Annotated in this window: 11 protein-coding genes; 3 read left to right on the forward strand and 8 right to left on the reverse strand. The window is 47.5% G+C overall.

Annotation, left to right across the window (positions count from 1 at the left end; genetic code table 11):
- Positions 1–911 (forward strand): cytochrome d ubiquinol oxidase subunit II (locus LU351_RS18790; protein ID WP_232595642.1); only part of this gene is annotated, 911 nt, incomplete at its 5' end.
- 157 nt (positions 912–1,068) lie between these two features.
- Here the strand turns inward: LU351_RS18790 and LU351_RS18795 are convergent.
- Positions 1,069–2,055 (reverse strand): zinc-dependent alcohol dehydrogenase family protein, encoded by a 987-nt coding sequence (locus LU351_RS18795; protein WP_232595643.1) that lies wholly within the window; start codon positions 2,053–2,055, stop codon positions 1,069–1,071.
- Positions 2,056–2,193: 138 nt separating this feature from the next.
- Between LU351_RS18795 and LU351_RS18800 the strand changes: the two genes are divergently transcribed.
- Positions 2,194–3,081: a LysR family transcriptional regulator gene (locus LU351_RS18800; RefSeq protein ID WP_232595644.1), complete on the forward strand. Its 888-nt coding sequence runs from the start codon at positions 2,194–2,196 to the stop codon at positions 3,079–3,081.
- 374 nt (positions 3,082–3,455) lie between these two features.
- Positions 3,456–6,857 (forward strand): S8 family serine peptidase, encoded by a 3,402-nt coding sequence (locus LU351_RS18805; protein WP_232595645.1) that lies wholly within the window; start codon positions 3,456–3,458, stop codon positions 6,855–6,857.
- Between the two features lie 686 nt (positions 6,858–7,543).
- Here the strand turns inward: LU351_RS18805 and LU351_RS18810 are convergent.
- From LU351_RS18810 to xerD, 7 genes are all read right to left on the reverse strand, one after another.
- Positions 7,544–8,410 carry a DUF3014 domain-containing protein gene (locus tag LU351_RS18810; protein ID WP_232595646.1) on the reverse strand — a complete coding sequence of 289 codons (867 nt, stop codon included), beginning with the start codon at positions 8,408–8,410 and terminating at the stop codon, positions 7,544–7,546.
- Positions 8,411–8,463: 53 nt separating this feature from the next.
- Positions 8,464–10,263, reverse strand: coding sequence for a single-stranded-DNA-specific exonuclease RecJ (gene recJ, locus LU351_RS18815; RefSeq protein ID WP_232595647.1), 1,800 nt, complete (start codon positions 10,261–10,263; stop codon positions 8,464–8,466).
- 119 nt (positions 10,264–10,382) lie between these two features.
- On the reverse strand, positions 10,383–11,780 hold the full coding sequence (gene thrC / locus LU351_RS18820) for a threonine synthase (RefSeq protein WP_232595648.1): 1,398 nt from the start codon (positions 11,778–11,780) through the stop codon (positions 10,383–10,385).
- Between the two features lie 114 nt (positions 11,781–11,894).
- Positions 11,895–13,199: a homoserine dehydrogenase gene (locus LU351_RS18825; protein ID WP_232595649.1), complete on the reverse strand. Its 1,305-nt coding sequence runs from the start codon at positions 13,197–13,199 to the stop codon at positions 11,895–11,897.
- A 181-nt stretch (positions 13,200–13,380) separates the two neighbouring features.
- The gene (locus tag LU351_RS18830; protein WP_232595650.1) at positions 13,381–14,676 is read right to left on the reverse strand and encodes a glycosyltransferase family 4 protein; all 1,296 of its coding nucleotides are present in this window, start codon (positions 14,674–14,676) and stop codon (positions 13,381–13,383) included.
- A gap of 183 nt (positions 14,677–14,859) precedes the next feature.
- Positions 14,860–15,669, reverse strand: coding sequence for a DsbC family protein (locus LU351_RS18835; RefSeq protein WP_232595651.1), 810 nt, complete (start codon positions 15,667–15,669; stop codon positions 14,860–14,862).
- Positions 15,670–15,787: 118 nt separating this feature from the next.
- A complete protein-coding gene (gene xerD, locus LU351_RS18840; protein ID WP_232595652.1) occupies positions 15,788–16,705 on the reverse strand; it encodes a site-specific tyrosine recombinase XerD in 918 nt (305 codons plus the stop codon).
- Positions 16,706–16,720: the final 15 nt, after the last annotated feature.

Consider the following 16,720-nt stretch of genomic DNA (forward strand, 5'->3'; position numbering starts at 1 on the left):
TTGGCATCCTACTTCCCCTCGGGCCAGAGCACAAAAAAGATCGGGATACTATGATCGCAAGTATTGGTCCTTTTTGGGATGCTAACGAAACTTGGCTAGTACTCGCGGTGGGTTTACTTTTAATTGCCTTTCCTAGCGCACACTCATTGGTGTTAAAAGAACTCTATCTTCCTGCCACCATTATGTTATTGGGGTTAATTTTAAGAGGGGTTTCTTTTGATTTTCGAGCGAAAGCGAAAAGCCATTATCGTCACCACTGGGATAGCGCCTTTAAAATGGGATCACTCATCACGGCATTAGCTCAAGGTTACATGCTCGGTCAATACGTCATGGGTTTTGAGCAATCTTGGCAAGCAGAAGGCTTCGCTGTACTGAGCGCATTAGGCATAACCGCCGCCTATAGTTTTATTGGTGGAGCCTGGCTTATCTTAAAATGCGAAGGCGAACTACAATATCGCGCTACTCAATGGACGCGGCTAGCAGGTGCTATTGCCGCAGTGGGTATTGCCTTAGTTTCTGTAGTGAACGTGAGTATCAGCCCAACCGTCTACCAAAAGTGGCTCGGTTTCCCTCAAGGATTACTCTTGATTCCTATGCCAATATTATGTGCAGGCCTATTTTTTGTGGTCGATCAATACCTTCGCCACGCCCCGCATAAAGAAGACTTTGGTTGTTGGATTCCCTTCACCGCTGCCATCACCATATTTTTTATTTGCTTCCAAGGGTTAGCTTACAGCTTTTACCCCTATGTTATCCCCGGCACACTTACCGTATGGGAAGCGGCCAGCGCGACTGAATCGTTACGTTTTATTCTAGTCGGCGCTCTAATTGCCGTGCCGGCAATTATGGGTTATACCGCTTTCTCTTACTGGGTTTTTCGCGGTAAAACTTCCGAGCTAAAATATTACTAACCTGATAGATTTAAAAAGTCCTGGCAAGAAAATGTAGCCAGGACTTCTTCGAACAAAAATAAAAATCTAAAAAGAGAAAATGACCACAGATGGAATCTAACAGGCACTCAGTGAAAAGCAGGCAACCGTCAAATAAAATCTGAGTAAATACAGATAATCAGTGAGTCAGCACAACTTTCCCCATACCCGCCCCACTCTCAGCATAGAGGTGCGCCTCACTCACTTGCTCTAAAGTGAATGTTCGTTCGGCCAAAACAGGTCGTAACTCACCTGCATCCACTATCTCTGCAATATTTTTTAAAATCACACCATGGGTTTCTCGACTAATATTGTGAATCATCGGAATTAACATAAATACAACATGCATAGAAAGCCCTTTCAAGTGCGCCAAACTTAAATCCAGCTCTATTAAAGAAACGGTGGTGGCAATCTGCCCATTCAATTTAGCGGCTTGCATAGACTGCAGTAAATTTTCAGCACCCACGGTATCGTAAATCATATCAAAACCTAGGTTGGCGGTATGCTGTAAAACATAGTCTTCAACCGTTTGCGTTTTATAGTGAATGGGGGTGGCACCCAGAGTTTCGATTAGCGCTAATTGTTTTTCACCACCTCCTGTAGCATAAACATCGGCACCAAAAAATTTAGCCAACTGCAACGCAATATGACCCACACCTCCTGAACCACCATGTACTAATACTTTCTGACCTTTAGCGACACCAGCCCTTTGTAAGCCTTCAAATGCCGTAATTGATACAAGGGGCAAAGCAGCAGACTCTGCCATACTCAAACTTTTTGGTTTGTGAGCAATAAGTCGAACATCGGCCAATAGGTATTCTGCCAAACTCCCCGGTAGGTCACCCAAACCACCGGCGCAACCATACACTTCATCACCCACCTGAAACCCCTTCACATCATCACCAATGGCTTCAATCGTACCCGCGAAATCCATTCCTAATACAGCAGGTAAGCTGGGCGAAAACGGTAGGCTTTCACCTAATTCACGAATTTTGTAATCAACAGGATTAACACTACTGGCTTCAACACGCACTAACACATGACCAAGTTTTAATTCTGGTTTGGGCAACTCGGCCGCTTCGAATACATCAGAATCACCAAACTGCTTAATGATCATCGCTTTCATTATTCACTTCCTCACCATCATGCTCAATGAATTTAGTAGAGTTATCTCGGAATCAGTTAACGTAAAAACAGTATATATTGACAACAATATCTATATAATCAGCCTCATTGAATAATCACTTTTTTGATACTGTTGATAATGATCATCGAGCATGTACGGCTATTCGTTCGAATCGCCCAAACCCATAACATCAGCCTTGCTGGGCAAGAGCTCGGCCTGTCGCCGGCAGTGGCCAGTAGCTACCTAAACAAACTCGAATCGTCTCTGTCTGTTCGGCTGCTGCACCGAACCACACGAAAAGTTTCTTTAACCGAAGATGGGCAAACTTTTCTGCCATTCGCAGAAGATGTGTTGGCGAGTGTAGATGCCGCACAAGCATCTTTAGGTCAGGGTGAAAGCACACCATCGGGGACGCTACGGGTGTCCGCACCCGCCTCATTTGGCCGTATACATTTAATGCCGGAAATGAAGGGGTTTATGCAAGCATACCCTCAACTGAAGGTGGACCTTCGCTTCTCAGACAGCATTGTGGATTTGGTTGAAGGAGGGTTTGATATCGCGATTCGAAATGCAGAGCTCAAAAACTCCAGCCTAGTTGCACGAAAATTGGCGGATGATCACCGTATACTGTGTGCCTCACCAGATTACCTTGAACAATTTGGCCACCCTCAAACCCCTGAGGACTTATCTCAACATGAGTGTCTTGTGTTAGCGGGATTAGACCATTGGCAGTTAAAAGGTCCCAATGGCATTACAACCATCAAAGCACGAGGACGATTTCGCGCCGATAATGGAGAAACTGTACGAGACGCGTGCGTGCAAGGGCTAGGCATTACTATCTGTTCAAAATGGATTGCTTACAAATACCTTCAACGCAAAGAATTAGTGGAAGTTATGGGGGATTATAAGCTTGTCGACAACTCAGCCATCTGGGCAGTATACCCAAGCTCTCGTCAACTCGCACCGAAAGTAAGAGCATTTATAGACTATTTTGTGGCGGCCTTTAATTCACAATCAGATTGGTGAGCTTTTCAATTAATGCAGAAATTTCAAAAAAAACCTGGCCGATGTTTTAAGCATACATATCATATTCATATATCAGAGCCTTACTCTGAATTACTGAATATCAATCATAATTCATATGTATCAACAAATTTTTCAAATACTTTAATAACAGTGCCATTCATTACTCGATCAACATAAAAAATTTATTTATTTTTATTGAAGCCCACATCTTTACGCTGCCTTTTCTATTCTTATTTTGGTAAAAAATCCAACGACGTATTTCTAATTTTTTGCTATTGCCACTCATTATCTATAAATATATACCACAGCTACACCCATTTCGATTTTCCAAAAAAATAATACAAAAAAATTGCCAAATACCTAAAGGAGTCTCCATGAAGACGTTGTCGTTCCGCTCCATCAGTATTGCTATCGCTTTGCATTCTGCTCATGTTAATTCCAACACTGTTATTCAACACACTGACCCATTATCACTCACCGAACAACAGCCCGAGGTTATAGCGAGTTTGAGTGATACTTTTTCGAAGCAAACAGAAGGCTTGATCAGTAACAATGAAGAAGATGGTGGCCTGGCCGTCTATATCGTCCAGCTGGAAGATCCTGCTGTCGCCGCATACCGTGGTGGTATTGGCGGCTTTAAAGCCACAAGTACTGCGATGACAGGAAATCAACACCTCAATGTTAATAGTGTCGAGGGGCAAGCTTACACAAGTTGGATAAGGCAACGTCAATCGGACTTTCAAGAAGCCTCTACAGCCATACTGGCACGCACTCCAAAAACTGTCGCCACCTATCAATATGCGTTCAATGGGGTTGCCCTTTCTCTGACGAAAGCTGAAGCCAAGCGAATCGCCAGGATGAAAGGCGTTAAGCGGGTCACTCAAGAGCGTTATGAGGAATTGTTAACTGACACAGGGCCTCATTGGATTAATGCACCTTCTATCTGGGAAGAGGGGGTAGGGCCTACTTTTTCAAAAGGGGAAGGTGTTGTCGTTGCCATTTTGGACACGGGAATTAACCACGACCATCCATCGTTTGCTGATATCGGAGACGATGGATACGATCATAGTAATCCACTGGGCAATGGAAACTACATTCCTGGCAGTCATTGTGAAGAAAACCCTGAGTTTTGTAACGATAAATTGATTGGGGCTTGGAAAATTCTCGATTCATCTGGGGATTCCAATTCTCCAGAAGACAGTGAGGGCCATGGTAGCCACGTTGCTAGCACGATTGCTGGCAACGTAATCAACTCGGTTGACTTTTTCGTGCGCGATACCCCTATAGCAACGCGTTCGCTCAGTGGGGTGGCCCCTCATGCCAACATTATTGCTTACGATGTGTGTTCCGGCTCGTGTCCGTCTACAGCTTTACTCTCAGGCGTTGAGCAAGTGTTAGAGGACGCCTCTGCACTGCCAAATGGCATCCAAGTCCTTAACTATTCTATTAGTGGTGACCAAGATCCTTATACTGACCCCGTTCAGCTCGCGTTTTTAAATGCTACCGAAGCTGGAATTTTGGTCGTTGCGGCGGCAGGCAATTCCGGACTGCGCTCAGTTCATAATCGTTCACCCTGGGTGACTTCAGTTGCCGCACTGAGCCATAACCGAACGATTGAGAATCGATTGCATGACCTCATCAGTGATAGTGAAGGGCTTGATGACATCACCGGCGCTGCCTTAACACTCGGTTCCGACCCAGCACCGATTGTCTATGCTGGTGACTACCCGACGAACAACGGCTCATCTAATGACAGAAATCCCGAGAGGTGCAGTGTCCGCTTCCCCAGACGTCACTTCGAAGGAAAAATTGTCATTTGCGAATTCAATGGTTTATTCCCAAAACGTGCTGCACGAAATGTACGCGCTGGTGGGGCAGTGGGAATGATTCTCGCCAACAATGAGGTTCGCGGTGAGACTCTCAGCTTGAATCAGTACCCTATACCCACGATTCAAATCAGCTTTAATGATGGTGAAAAGTTACGCCAATGGCTTGCCGCAGAATCTAACCCACAGGGTGCCATCTCAGCGACGTATTTCGATGAAAATCCTGAGAATGGCGATATTCTCGCACCGTTTAGCGGCCGGGGGCCAAATTCAAACTTTGATGTTCTCAAACCCGACTTAGGTGCGCCTGGCGTCAATATTTTCGCCGCAATCAATTCGGCCAATAATCGTACCAGCCCAGAATATGGCTTACTCAGCGGCACATCGATGGCATCCCCTCATGTTGCGGGTGCGGGTGCATTACTCAGTGCAGTGCGACCTGAATGGTCGCCGTTAGAGATTAAATCCGCACTCATGATGACCTCAGTCCGTGAAAATGGCCGCAAGCCGGATCGTGTAACGCCCTTGGATTCCTTTGATGTCGGTGCGGGACGTATTGACCTCCAAAAAGTTCAAAACAGTGGATTGGTTCTTGAGGAGACAACAGATAACTTTCTCGCGGCCAATCCTAGGCTAGGCGGAGACCCAAAAACACTCAACATTCCCAGTATGCAAAATAGTGAATGTTTTGTTTCCTGCCGTTGGATCCGTCGCGTAACCAACACCACCTCTGAGCGCTCACACTGGTTGACCAAGGTGACCACTGATGCGCCCATTGAGTTAAGAGTCAGCCCTTTCTACCTACCACTGGATGCAGGGGAAAGTGCCAATATCACGGTTACGGCATCTACAGAAACGGCATCGGCAGGTTGGCATTTTGGAGAATTGAAACTAATGAACGTGGGTCACAGTGATAGCCCCGAATTAAAAATGCCCATCGCAGTGCAAGGCATCACTGCGACCCGTGCTGACCGATTGACCATAAAAACCGACAAGACTGAGATAAAACCTTCAGATACTGTGACCTACGAGATTGAAGTCAATAACGAAACCTTGTCTGATCCGGTCAATATCAAGGCCGTTTTGGCACCGAATACCGAACTGATTGAAGGGTCAATCAACACCGAACTCATGGCAGCAGAAACATTGATACCAATGACTCATCATCACGGCACACTGACTTGGCGCGGTAATCTGCAGGCAGGAGAAGTCAGTCTTAATGGTGAAAAAGCACCGTTCGGTTATATCTCATTATCCCGACGTACAGAGCCAACGCCCTGCCCTGCGGACGATTGCGACGATGGAGCTGTGTTAGTAAATGTTCCGGAGTTTCGATTCCTCGGCGAGACCTATAACCAAGTGCTTTGGTCTGTCAATGGTACACTGCAGTTCTTGAGCAATGGCGATAACCTAAGCTCAATACCTGGCGAAAATCAGCGCTTACCTTCAAAAGCAGCCCCTGCAAATATGCTGGCACCCTTCTGGGCTGATCTGGATCTCGGGACGAATGAGGATGAATCATCTTGGTACACCGCAACTCTAAGAGGCAACAGTAGCAACTATACCGTTTTCGAATGGAATAATGTGCCTTTGTTCGATGACCCTGAACGCCGGTACACCTTTCAAATATGGATAGAACAAGGAGACTCCGGCAATTTCTGGTATGTCTATGAATCCATGTCAGACCTGCCAGAACAACTTACCGTCGGGATTCAAGGTGTATCAGGATTGCAAGGAGAGAGCCTATTCTTTAACGGGGAAGGCGTCGCGCCTGTCGTAGGGGAGGATTTAAGAGTACTTGCCACCCCTGGCGGAAGTGCAAAGTTTACGTTCAATACAACGGTAGAATCCTGTTACTTACAATTTGATGATCCAACCTCAGTGCTGGTTACCATGGCCAGTGGCAAAACCTCAGCACAGGCAATCGTAACCAGCCGGTGCGAACATTAAGGCGGTAGCCCACTAAACAATCAATAAAACATTGAATGGATTCCCAATAGACAGTAGCAAACAAAAAAGTCCTTAAGAAACTCGTCAAGAAAATTAAGCAGATTCACTTAAACAAAAAACCCCGCAATAAAGGCGCAATGCTGTTCACTTAAGTATTTGAGTATAAAGTTGGCTTAATAGAAAATCCGAAGTTAGAAATGACTTCGGATTTTTTTATGCCTTTCCAGCACGATTTATTAGACCACTACAAACATACACTCCAAACGGTGCAATAACATAAAGGGAAAAATAACTCGGACATATTGAGATTGTTTAAAGTCGCCTCATAACAGGTCGGCAATGGACCAGTAATAAACGGCAAGGTTGTTGGGTGTAGGGTTTGTGGATGACATTGAATGGGGGGGCGTATGATTTTGCGATTACATAATCTGTTTGATTTCTTCTCGCTAACATACCAGAAACCACAGTCATTAAGAATAAATCGCTGATTTTATTGGTGTTTTGATGGATTCTGTTTGGCGCCGAATTATTCCTAATTTTTAGTTTTCTTCCATTACTGCCAAGCACTTTTTAACAATTGAATTTTGCTTATTTATTGAGAAAAAAGACCAATAGAAGTTATTCTCGAGTAGACAGAACTCGAGAATAACCACAACGGAAATAATTAAGTCAATGTCACTTATTAACTAGGATGCGTTTTCGCCCATTAATTCAGAGCGCAATGTACGCAAATAATGTTGCAATTTCTCCGTGTTTTCAGGCCCCATTCTCAACAATTGTTTTTCAATGGGAGAACGTTTTTCGATGGCTTCATCGGCAAACACGTAACTCACCGACGGCGCCAGCAACTTTAAAGGCTCGTTCGATATAGGTGCATTTAATACCGTATCGATGGCTTGAATAATGGCATTATCGACCGTTTCTGGTTTTTTACCCAACTGGCCATAGGCCTCTTCCAATAACGGGCGCAGGGTATGAAAGCTCTTTGCGATATAGCTTGGGTCGATGCTGGTTACCATGTCCACATAGGCATCAAAACGTGTAAAACCGGCCTCATCTAACTCATACACCCCTTCGCTGACTTTACGCACGGGAAACTTCTGCTTCGGCGGTTGTATTGGCAAAATACCTTTTACCAATTCCCCCTTGCTCACGCCGTCTATCACCGTAATCCAGCGTTGCAATAGGTTGGATGGCTGCCACCACAATTGGTAGTCGGTTTCGGCCACTTGTTGCTGAAACATTTCTCGCACCAGTGCATCACTTTGATTAAGCGCAGGCAGACTCGGTTTAGGTGGTTCCGGTGGAGATGGAGGCTCAGACGCTTGTGTCGGCTCAGCGGGCGCTTCTTCTGGCGCCGGTGGCTCTGGAATATCCGGAGCACTGGGAATAGGCTCAGGGTCAGATGCAGGAGGATCAATAATTTCTGTGATAGGCTCTGGCTCCGCAGGCGCTTGCGTGCCCTGAAACACCCACCACATCACTCCGCCCATGACTCCCAGGCCCACAACCAAGGCAATAATACCCATTGTGCGCGATTCCGATTGATCCATACCAACTCCTCAATGATCGTTTGTCGTTATTCATTTCATCTGTGCTTTGTCATTTATTTCAACGCCGACAGATGATTTATCATTAATTGCACAGACTCCCGACCACGAAAAACGTTCACATCCAATTGGTAAGCCACATGTACCCGCGTAATCGACGGGTCTGGCCAGACGGTGGTATCGACGTTAAAGGCAATGGCATCAAGCACGTTCTGCGGAGCATCGGGGTGTGCCAATACCATTTTTAAGTGTTTTTCTCCCACAATACGTTGCTGCACTACGAGAAATTCGCCATCAAATAAGGGCTCGGGGAATTGTTGGCCCCATGGCCCCGCTTGCCGGAGCTGGTGTGCCAGTGGCAATGAAAACTCATTGGGCCTCAGCTCACCGTCGGTTAGCAACGTGGCAGTTAAGTCTTTTTCATCCAGCATGGCCCGCACTTCCCGATCAAACGCTTGCTGAAAGGTCTCAAACTGGTCTGCCCGAAGGCTCAGACCCGCCGCCATGGCGTGGCCACCAAACTTTTTGATTAACCCCGGATGACGGGCATCCACAGCCGCTAAGGCGTCGCGAATATGCAAACCCGGAATGGAACGCGCCGAGCCTTTGATTTCAAAATCCCCTTGCTCCGCCACTTGAGACTCCGACGTTGCAGCCAAGTCCGCCGGTGCAAAGGCAATCACCGGGCGATGAAATTTATCCTTGATGCGCGAAGCCAAAATACCAATCACACCTTGATGCCAATTGGCATCGTACAAACACAAACCCCACGGCATCTGTTCGGCATCGGCGTCTTCCAAGCCCAAGGCCGCCAAACTCGCTAAGGCTTCTTTTTGCATGCTGGTCTCGATGGAGCGACGATCTTGGTTTAGGTCGTGCAGTGTTTCTGCCAAGCTTTGTGCTTCGTAAGGGTCGTCGGTAGTGAGGCAGCGAATACCAATACTCATGTCATCTAGGCGACCTGCGGCATTTAAGCGCGGCCCCACAGCAAAGCCCAAATCCGCCGCGACAATGCGTTCAGGATCGCGTTTTGCCACTTCCAACAGCGCACGTATGCCCGGTCGCATTCGCCCAGCCCGCATTCGCTGAAGCCCTTGGTGAACCAAAACCCGGTTATTGGCATCCAGCGGTACCACATCGGCCACCGTGCCCAGTGCCACCAAATCGAGAAAATCCCCCATGTTCGGCTCAGGCAGTTGCAAGGATTGGAAGTATTGAGATTGGAACCAACCCCGCTCACGCAGCGCACCCCGCAAGGCATTCATAACATAAAAAATCACCCCCACCCCGGCCAGATTCTTACTGGGAAAAGCACAACCGGGCTGATTAGGGTTCACGATGGCATCGGCCTCCGGTAAAGACTCACCGGGCAAATGGTGATCGGTCACCACCACTTGCATGCCCAATCGTTTGGCCTCGTCGACCCCATCGATGGAGGAGATACCGTTATCCACGGTGATAATCACATCCGGCGATGACTGAGCCGCCACCCGAACAATTTCCGGGGTAAGCCCGTAACCAAATTCAAATCGATTTGGCACAAGGTAATCTACCCACGCCGCCCCCATCGCCCGCAACGCCAACATCGCGACACTGGAACTGGTGGCTCCGTCTGCGTCGAAATCCCCGACAATCATTATCCGCTTGCCTTCCTCAATGGCCTGTACCAATACCTCAATGGCCACAGGTAAGCCTTTAAACAAATCGGGGCGGCTCAATTGCTTGAGGGTGTAATCCAATTCATTGGGGTGCTGTACCGATCGGTGGGCATAAATGCGCTGGAGCAAAGGTGGAAAGGTGTGAAATTCAGGGGAAAGTTGGACGGTCGATTCACGTCGACGAATCACTTTTTGCATGCAGGTCGATTAACTCTTTATTAGACGATTTATTAGACGATTTTAGACAGTTTTAAACGATCAAAACACAAAGGGCGATGAAGCTTTCACTCCATCGCCCTTCCTTTAGGCCGGCATCATCACGTTCGAAGATGACTGCCTATAAATTTCTGTACGGCGTCCATGTCATTAGACAACACTTGATAACGTTCCTCTCGCTCAAACAAGTCTGCCATATGATGCGGTAATGGCGCATCACTCAAGCCCGCCTTTTGTATGGCCTCTGGGAACTTCGCCGGGTGAGCCGTGGCAAGGCACACCATCGGTGTATTGTGGTCGTGACGTGCGCGGCGCCCGGCTTCCAAACCGATGGCGGTGTGCGGATCGAGCAAGTATTCGGTTTGCTCAAAGACGTCTTTGATTACCTTCACCATTTCCGCATCATCCAAACGGAAACTAGAGAAGAGCGTTTTGGCTTTGGCCAGTTCCGCTTCGCCCAAGGTCATGCCGCCGCCATTTTTCAGGGCATCCATCAAGGTCACGATGGATGCACCATTACGATCGTACAAATCGAACAATAAACGTTCGAAGTTACTGGAGACCATAATGTCCATAGACGGTGACAACGAATGCACTAAGTCACGCTTGCTGTGATCATTCTCGCTGATACAACGATGAAGAATGTCATTCTGGTTGGTGGCAATGATCAACTGATCAATTGGTAAACCCATGCCTTTGGCCAGGTATCCGGCAAAAATATCGCCGAAGTTACCCGTTGGTACGGAGAAATTGACCGCACGAGCCGGCGCCCCCAGAGATAAGGCAGCGTAAAAGTAGTAAACGATTTGAGCCATGATTCTGGCCCAGTTAATGGAGTTTACCGCAACCAACTGGCGCCCATCCGGCAGGAAGGATTGATCCGCAAAACTGGCTTTCACCATATTTTGGCAGTCATCAAAGTTGCCTTCTAAGGCGATGTTGTGCACGTTGTCATCCAACACCGTGGTCATTTGACGGCGCTGAACCTCAGATACGCGTTGGTGGGGGTGCAAAATAAAGATATCGATGTTATCGCAATGGCGACAACCCTCGATGGCCGCCGACCCGGTATCACCGGAGGTAGCCCCCATCACGACCACTTTTTGATTACGCTTCTTGAGGATATGGTCAAGCAATTGCCCCAAAAACTGTAAGGCGAAGTCTTTAAACGCGAGGGTTGGGCCTTGGAACAGCTCAAGAATAAACTCGTTGTGCCCCGTTTGAACCAAAGGGGCAATACCATTATGGCGGAAAGTGCTGTATGCCTTAGCAATCAGGCCTTTCAATTCATCATCGCTAAGCGCATCGGCCACAAACGGCTTCATGACCGTAAAGGCCAATTCCTGATAGCTCATGCCACGCATGGCTTCAATATCACTGTGGCTAAATTGAGGTAAGGTTTCAGGAACGTATAAGCCGCCGTCAGAGGCTAAGCCCGTCAGTACAACCTCTTCAAACGATAAACTCGGGGCGCTTCCCCGTGTGCTGATGTATTTCACAACTCATCCTATTTCATAGTGAAGCCCACATCGAATCGAACATGAGCTTGCCGAAAATATCTACTTAAGCCTTTAAGAAAAAACCTTTATGGATGGCCCTTAACTGAGAGAGCCTTAACCCAGAGTTTCCAAACGAATATGCACCACTTCCCCAGCCACGGTAGGTAACGCCTGAATACGTTCAATGGCCGCCATGAGGTTTTTTTCTACACTTCGATTGGTCACCAGAATAATCGGCACCATATCCTGATCTTCCGGCTGCTCTTTTTGAATTAAGGCTTCAATGCTCACTCCGGCTTCACTCAGAATTTGAGTAATGGTGGATAGTACACCGGGCTTATCTAAAGCCGACATACGCACATAATAAGCGGTTTCCACCTCATCAATGGGAAGAACCGGTAGTTCGCTGAGATTGTCGGCTTGCACCCCTAAATGAGGAACACGCTGTTTGGCTTCAACGGTTAGGGTTCGAGCCAGGTCGACCACGTCCGCCACCACCGCAGAAGCCGTGGCTTCAGCACCAGCGCCAGCACCGTAATACAACGTTGGCCCAACCGCATCGGATTTCACTAACACTGCGTTCATGACGCCATCGACGTTAGCCAATAAGCGCTTATAGGGCACTAAAGTCGGGTGCACGCGTAGCTCAACGCCTTTGGCGGTTTGACGAGCAATACCCAAATGCTTAATCCGATACCCCAGCTCATCAGCATAAGCGACATCTGCCGCACTGACTCGGCTGATACCCTCAGTAAAGACTTTTTCGAACTGCAACGGCATACCAAAGGCCATCGAAGCCAAGATGACTAATTTATGGGCGGCATCAATACCTTCAACATCAAAGGTCGGGTCTGCTTCGGCGTAGCCGAGATTTTGGGCGTCCTTTAAGGCGTCGGCAAAGTCACGACCACGATCGCGCATCTCGCTCAGAATAAAGTTGCCAGTGCCGTTAATAATGCCTGCCAACCATTCAATGCGGTTGCCAGCCAAGCCTTCTCGGATGGCTTTAATAATAGGAATACCACCGGCAACGGCGGCTTCAAAGGCAACAGAAACCCCTTTCGCGTGGGCTTCCTGAAAAACTTCATTACCAAATTCAGCAATTAAGGCTTTGTTGGCAGTAACGACATGCTTGCCATTGCGAATCGCGGCCAGTACCAATTCTTTCGCCGTGGTCGTACCACCAATTAACTCCACAACAATGTCGATGGATGGGTCTTGCACGACTTCAAAAATATCTCGGCTGACACGAATATCGCCGGTACTACAGACTGGGTTATCACGACGGGCACCAATGTGCTCAATGACAATATCGCACCCCGCACGCGCGGCAATTTCCTGCGCATTACGAGTCATGACATTCACGGTACCACTACCGACCGTTCCTAAACCACATAAGCCAACTTTGACGGGTTTCAAAGGTTGCTCCTTTATCAAAAGTGTTATCACGCGTATTTATGTAGATAGCAGAGTCTTTCCGCTCTGCTCATTGCTCTTTATTTTAGTTTGGAGTGTCAGTTTTAAATGGAAGTGCCAAATATGGGGCAAACAGATAAAACAACGAGAGCGGAAGCCACCATACTGGGGCACTCTGGGGCTGTCAATTCGAGGAAGCTTGTTGTGCCTCTAGCCGCGTTTTGGCTTCGATCCACTGAGATAAATACTGGGTACTGGCTTGATGATGATGTCGAAGCATCGCGCCAACGATGTTTTTCAAACGCCGCCGCCTCTTTTCCTGCTCAGCCTCGCGTATGGCCTGTTGAAGTGCTTGTTGATGCCACCCTTCCTGAAAGCGCTCACTCAGCAAATTCACACCACACTGTTGGGCCACTTTCCAACGCTCTGGCTGTTGATAGAGTGCAACGGCGGCATCCACCAGGCCGCTGGGGTCGTCCACCACCACACCAGGCCAATCGAACTCACCTTCAGCAAGAAAACCTTCTGCCCCAATCGTCGTTGTGACAATCGGTGTACCAGCACACATGGCGTCAATCATTTTGCCTTTTAACCCCGCACCAAAACGCAAAGGGGCCAAGCACACACGGGCTTGAGATACAGCCGCGTAAGCATCGGGCACCCACCCTTTCACATGAAAGCCAATTTTGGCGTTATCCAATGCTTTCGCTTTTGGAGGAAGATAAGCGCCATAGACACTTAATTCGGCTGTAGGCAGACAACGGCGAATTTCCGGCCACAACTCTCGCAACCACAACACGCTATCCCAGTTGGGTGCATGGCGAAAATTGCCGATACAACAAAACCCAGATCGCGCCTCAAAAGGCGTTAGAGTCGTTTGCACTTGCTGTAATCGATCATCGCTTACTAAAAGAGGAAAATAATGAAGTAAATAATCAGGGACTTGAAACTCAGTGTGTAAAAAACGTATTTCCGCTTCGGATATCATCAACGAAAGGTCACTGCGGTAAATGGACGCCAACTCCCTTAACACTAGATCTGATCGATAATCTTCCGGTCTTACATCACGCTGTTGTTTGTAGGCAGACTGCCTAGCACCACGCAAACACTGAAGGTCTTCGGTATCCAAAATTCGTAAGGCATCCGGGCAGTTTTTTTGAACACGCCAGCCATATTGTTCTTCCATCATAAAGCGGTCAAACATCACCACATCTGGCTTTACGTCAAGAAGAAAATCGTCAAAGCTACTGCAATTGAGTGTAATCGTGCGACTATGAATTCCAAGGGAAGATAAATCCGCTGCTCGCTCACCGGGTTGAGCGCTGGAGACAAACCACAGCTCCTCACAACTTTCCTTTAACACGTCCAATATCGATAAGACATGACTACCTGCTGCGGAAGAGGTCGGCTCGGGCCACACCCAACCAATCACCACGCCCGTTTTGAAAATAGCCTTATCGACACTCACTGCACTTTCCATAACACCCCCAATGAACAATGGGGGCGACCATAACAGTGGTGATTAAGTGACACAATACACTAACCACCCATACTCACTCTTTGCTTCCACTACTTTCCTTAGCGATGTATAGGGTATTTCAATTTCCATAAAAAAACCGAAGCAATTTGCTTCGGTTTTTTTAATCAAGAACAGCTTAAAAACTTATTTTTTATCCGCCACTTTGTCTTTGTCAGTGACTTCAATGCCCATACGCGATGCTAGCTCTTTAGCAGGCAAATAGCCCGGCAGTAAAGTCCCGTCAGCGAGTAACAACGCTGGAGTACCACGTACACCCAACTCACCACCTAAAGCAAAGTGATCAGCAACAGGGTTGTCTTCACACACGTTGACGTCGATCTCTTGACGATTCTTCAGCTTTGTCATGGCCTCTTGCTTGTCGCTCGCACACCAAGCTGAAGCAATTTTGGTGTAAGAGTTCGATTTCAATCCAGCACGAGGATAAGCCAAGTAACGAACGGAAATGCCCAATTCATTTAATTCTGGCACTTCACGGTGAAGCTTCTGACAGTAACCACAGTCAACATCGGTAAAGACGTTAACAACACCTTTGATTTCGCCTTTCGGGTCGAAAACAATCATGTCTTTCGGATCGAGCTTAGCGACCACTTCTTTGCGCTTCTCTTGACGCTCTTGCTCTTGAAGATTAACGAAGCCGCCAGCAATAATTTGGTACATGTCTGAGGCGATCATGTATTCGCCATCTTCACTGACAAAAAGAATCGGGCCACCGTCTACACTGACTTTGTACAAGCCATCAATGGGGCTTGAGCTGATGTCTGAGACTTTCAATTCTGGACGCGCTTTGCCCAGTTTGTCCGTAATGGTTTTTGTGACAGAGTCTTTAACATCACCAGCCATTGCCGACAATGAAACGACACCTGAGCCCAATACACCGATGGATGCCGCGATCACCGTGCGCTTGAACCAAGCGCGTTTTTGATTGAATTTCAAACCAATCCCCTTTTCGTTATCTTGAACTTGCCAATCGTTACTGTTATTGGAAGCGAAAAGCCTAAAATGGTTCCTCACTTCACCTTGTTAAAATGTGGTTGAGCTTAAAATTGAAGACTTAACCACGCGGATGATGTTCCTTATGCAAGTCTTTCATTCGCTGTTTTGCCACATGGGTGTAGATTTGGGTTGTTGATAAATCACTGTGGCCAAGCAGCATCTGTACGACACGCAAATCAGCACCATGGTTCAATAAATGTGTTGCAAAAGCATGGCGTAAAGTGTGAGGCGATAGACTTTTTTCTATTCCGGCTACCTGAGCCCAATGCTTTACTCGGTGCCAGAACGTTTGCCGGGTCATTTCGACGCCACGATTACTGGGAAACAAAACGATGCTTTGCTTCTGATGCAGTAACGCACCTCTTGCCACATGAACGTAATGGCTCAACCAATGGATAGCTTCCATCCCCACAGGAACCAGCCGTTCTTTCGAACCCTTGCCCATCACTTTAACAACACCTTGACGCAAATTCACCTGATCAGTGGTAAGGGAAACCAACTCCGTCACACGTAAACCCGTCGCGTACAGCAACTCAAGCATGGTTTTGTCACGCAAACCAATTGGATCTTCTACATCCGGTGCCGACAATAAGTTTTCCACATCCGTTTCACTGAGCAAGGTGGGCAGCTTTTGCGCCAATTGAGGTAAGTCGATATTTTCTGACGGGTCAGACACTAACCACCCCTCTCTCAAACAATACCGATAAAAACCTCGAATACAGGACAAAAAGCGAGCGGTGGATCGAGCCGATTTACCGTTTGCTAGCCGAAAAGCCAGATGTCCCTTCAAGGCAGATTCATCCACGGCCAGCAAATCGTTGTTCGATGGTTGAGATTCCGACCATCGAGCTAATGACACTAAATCACGACGATAGGCCGCCAGAGTGTTATCGCTGAGGGATTTCTCAACCCACTGGGTTTCTAAAAATTGCGCTATGGCATGTTCACTCTGAGGAGAAATTTCTACCGTTGCCATCGAACTCTCAGTTCT

The organism is Marinibactrum halimedae (assembly GCF_021234875.1).
Lineage (GTDB): Bacteria > Pseudomonadota > Gammaproteobacteria > Pseudomonadales > Cellvibrionaceae > Marinibactrum > Marinibactrum halimedae.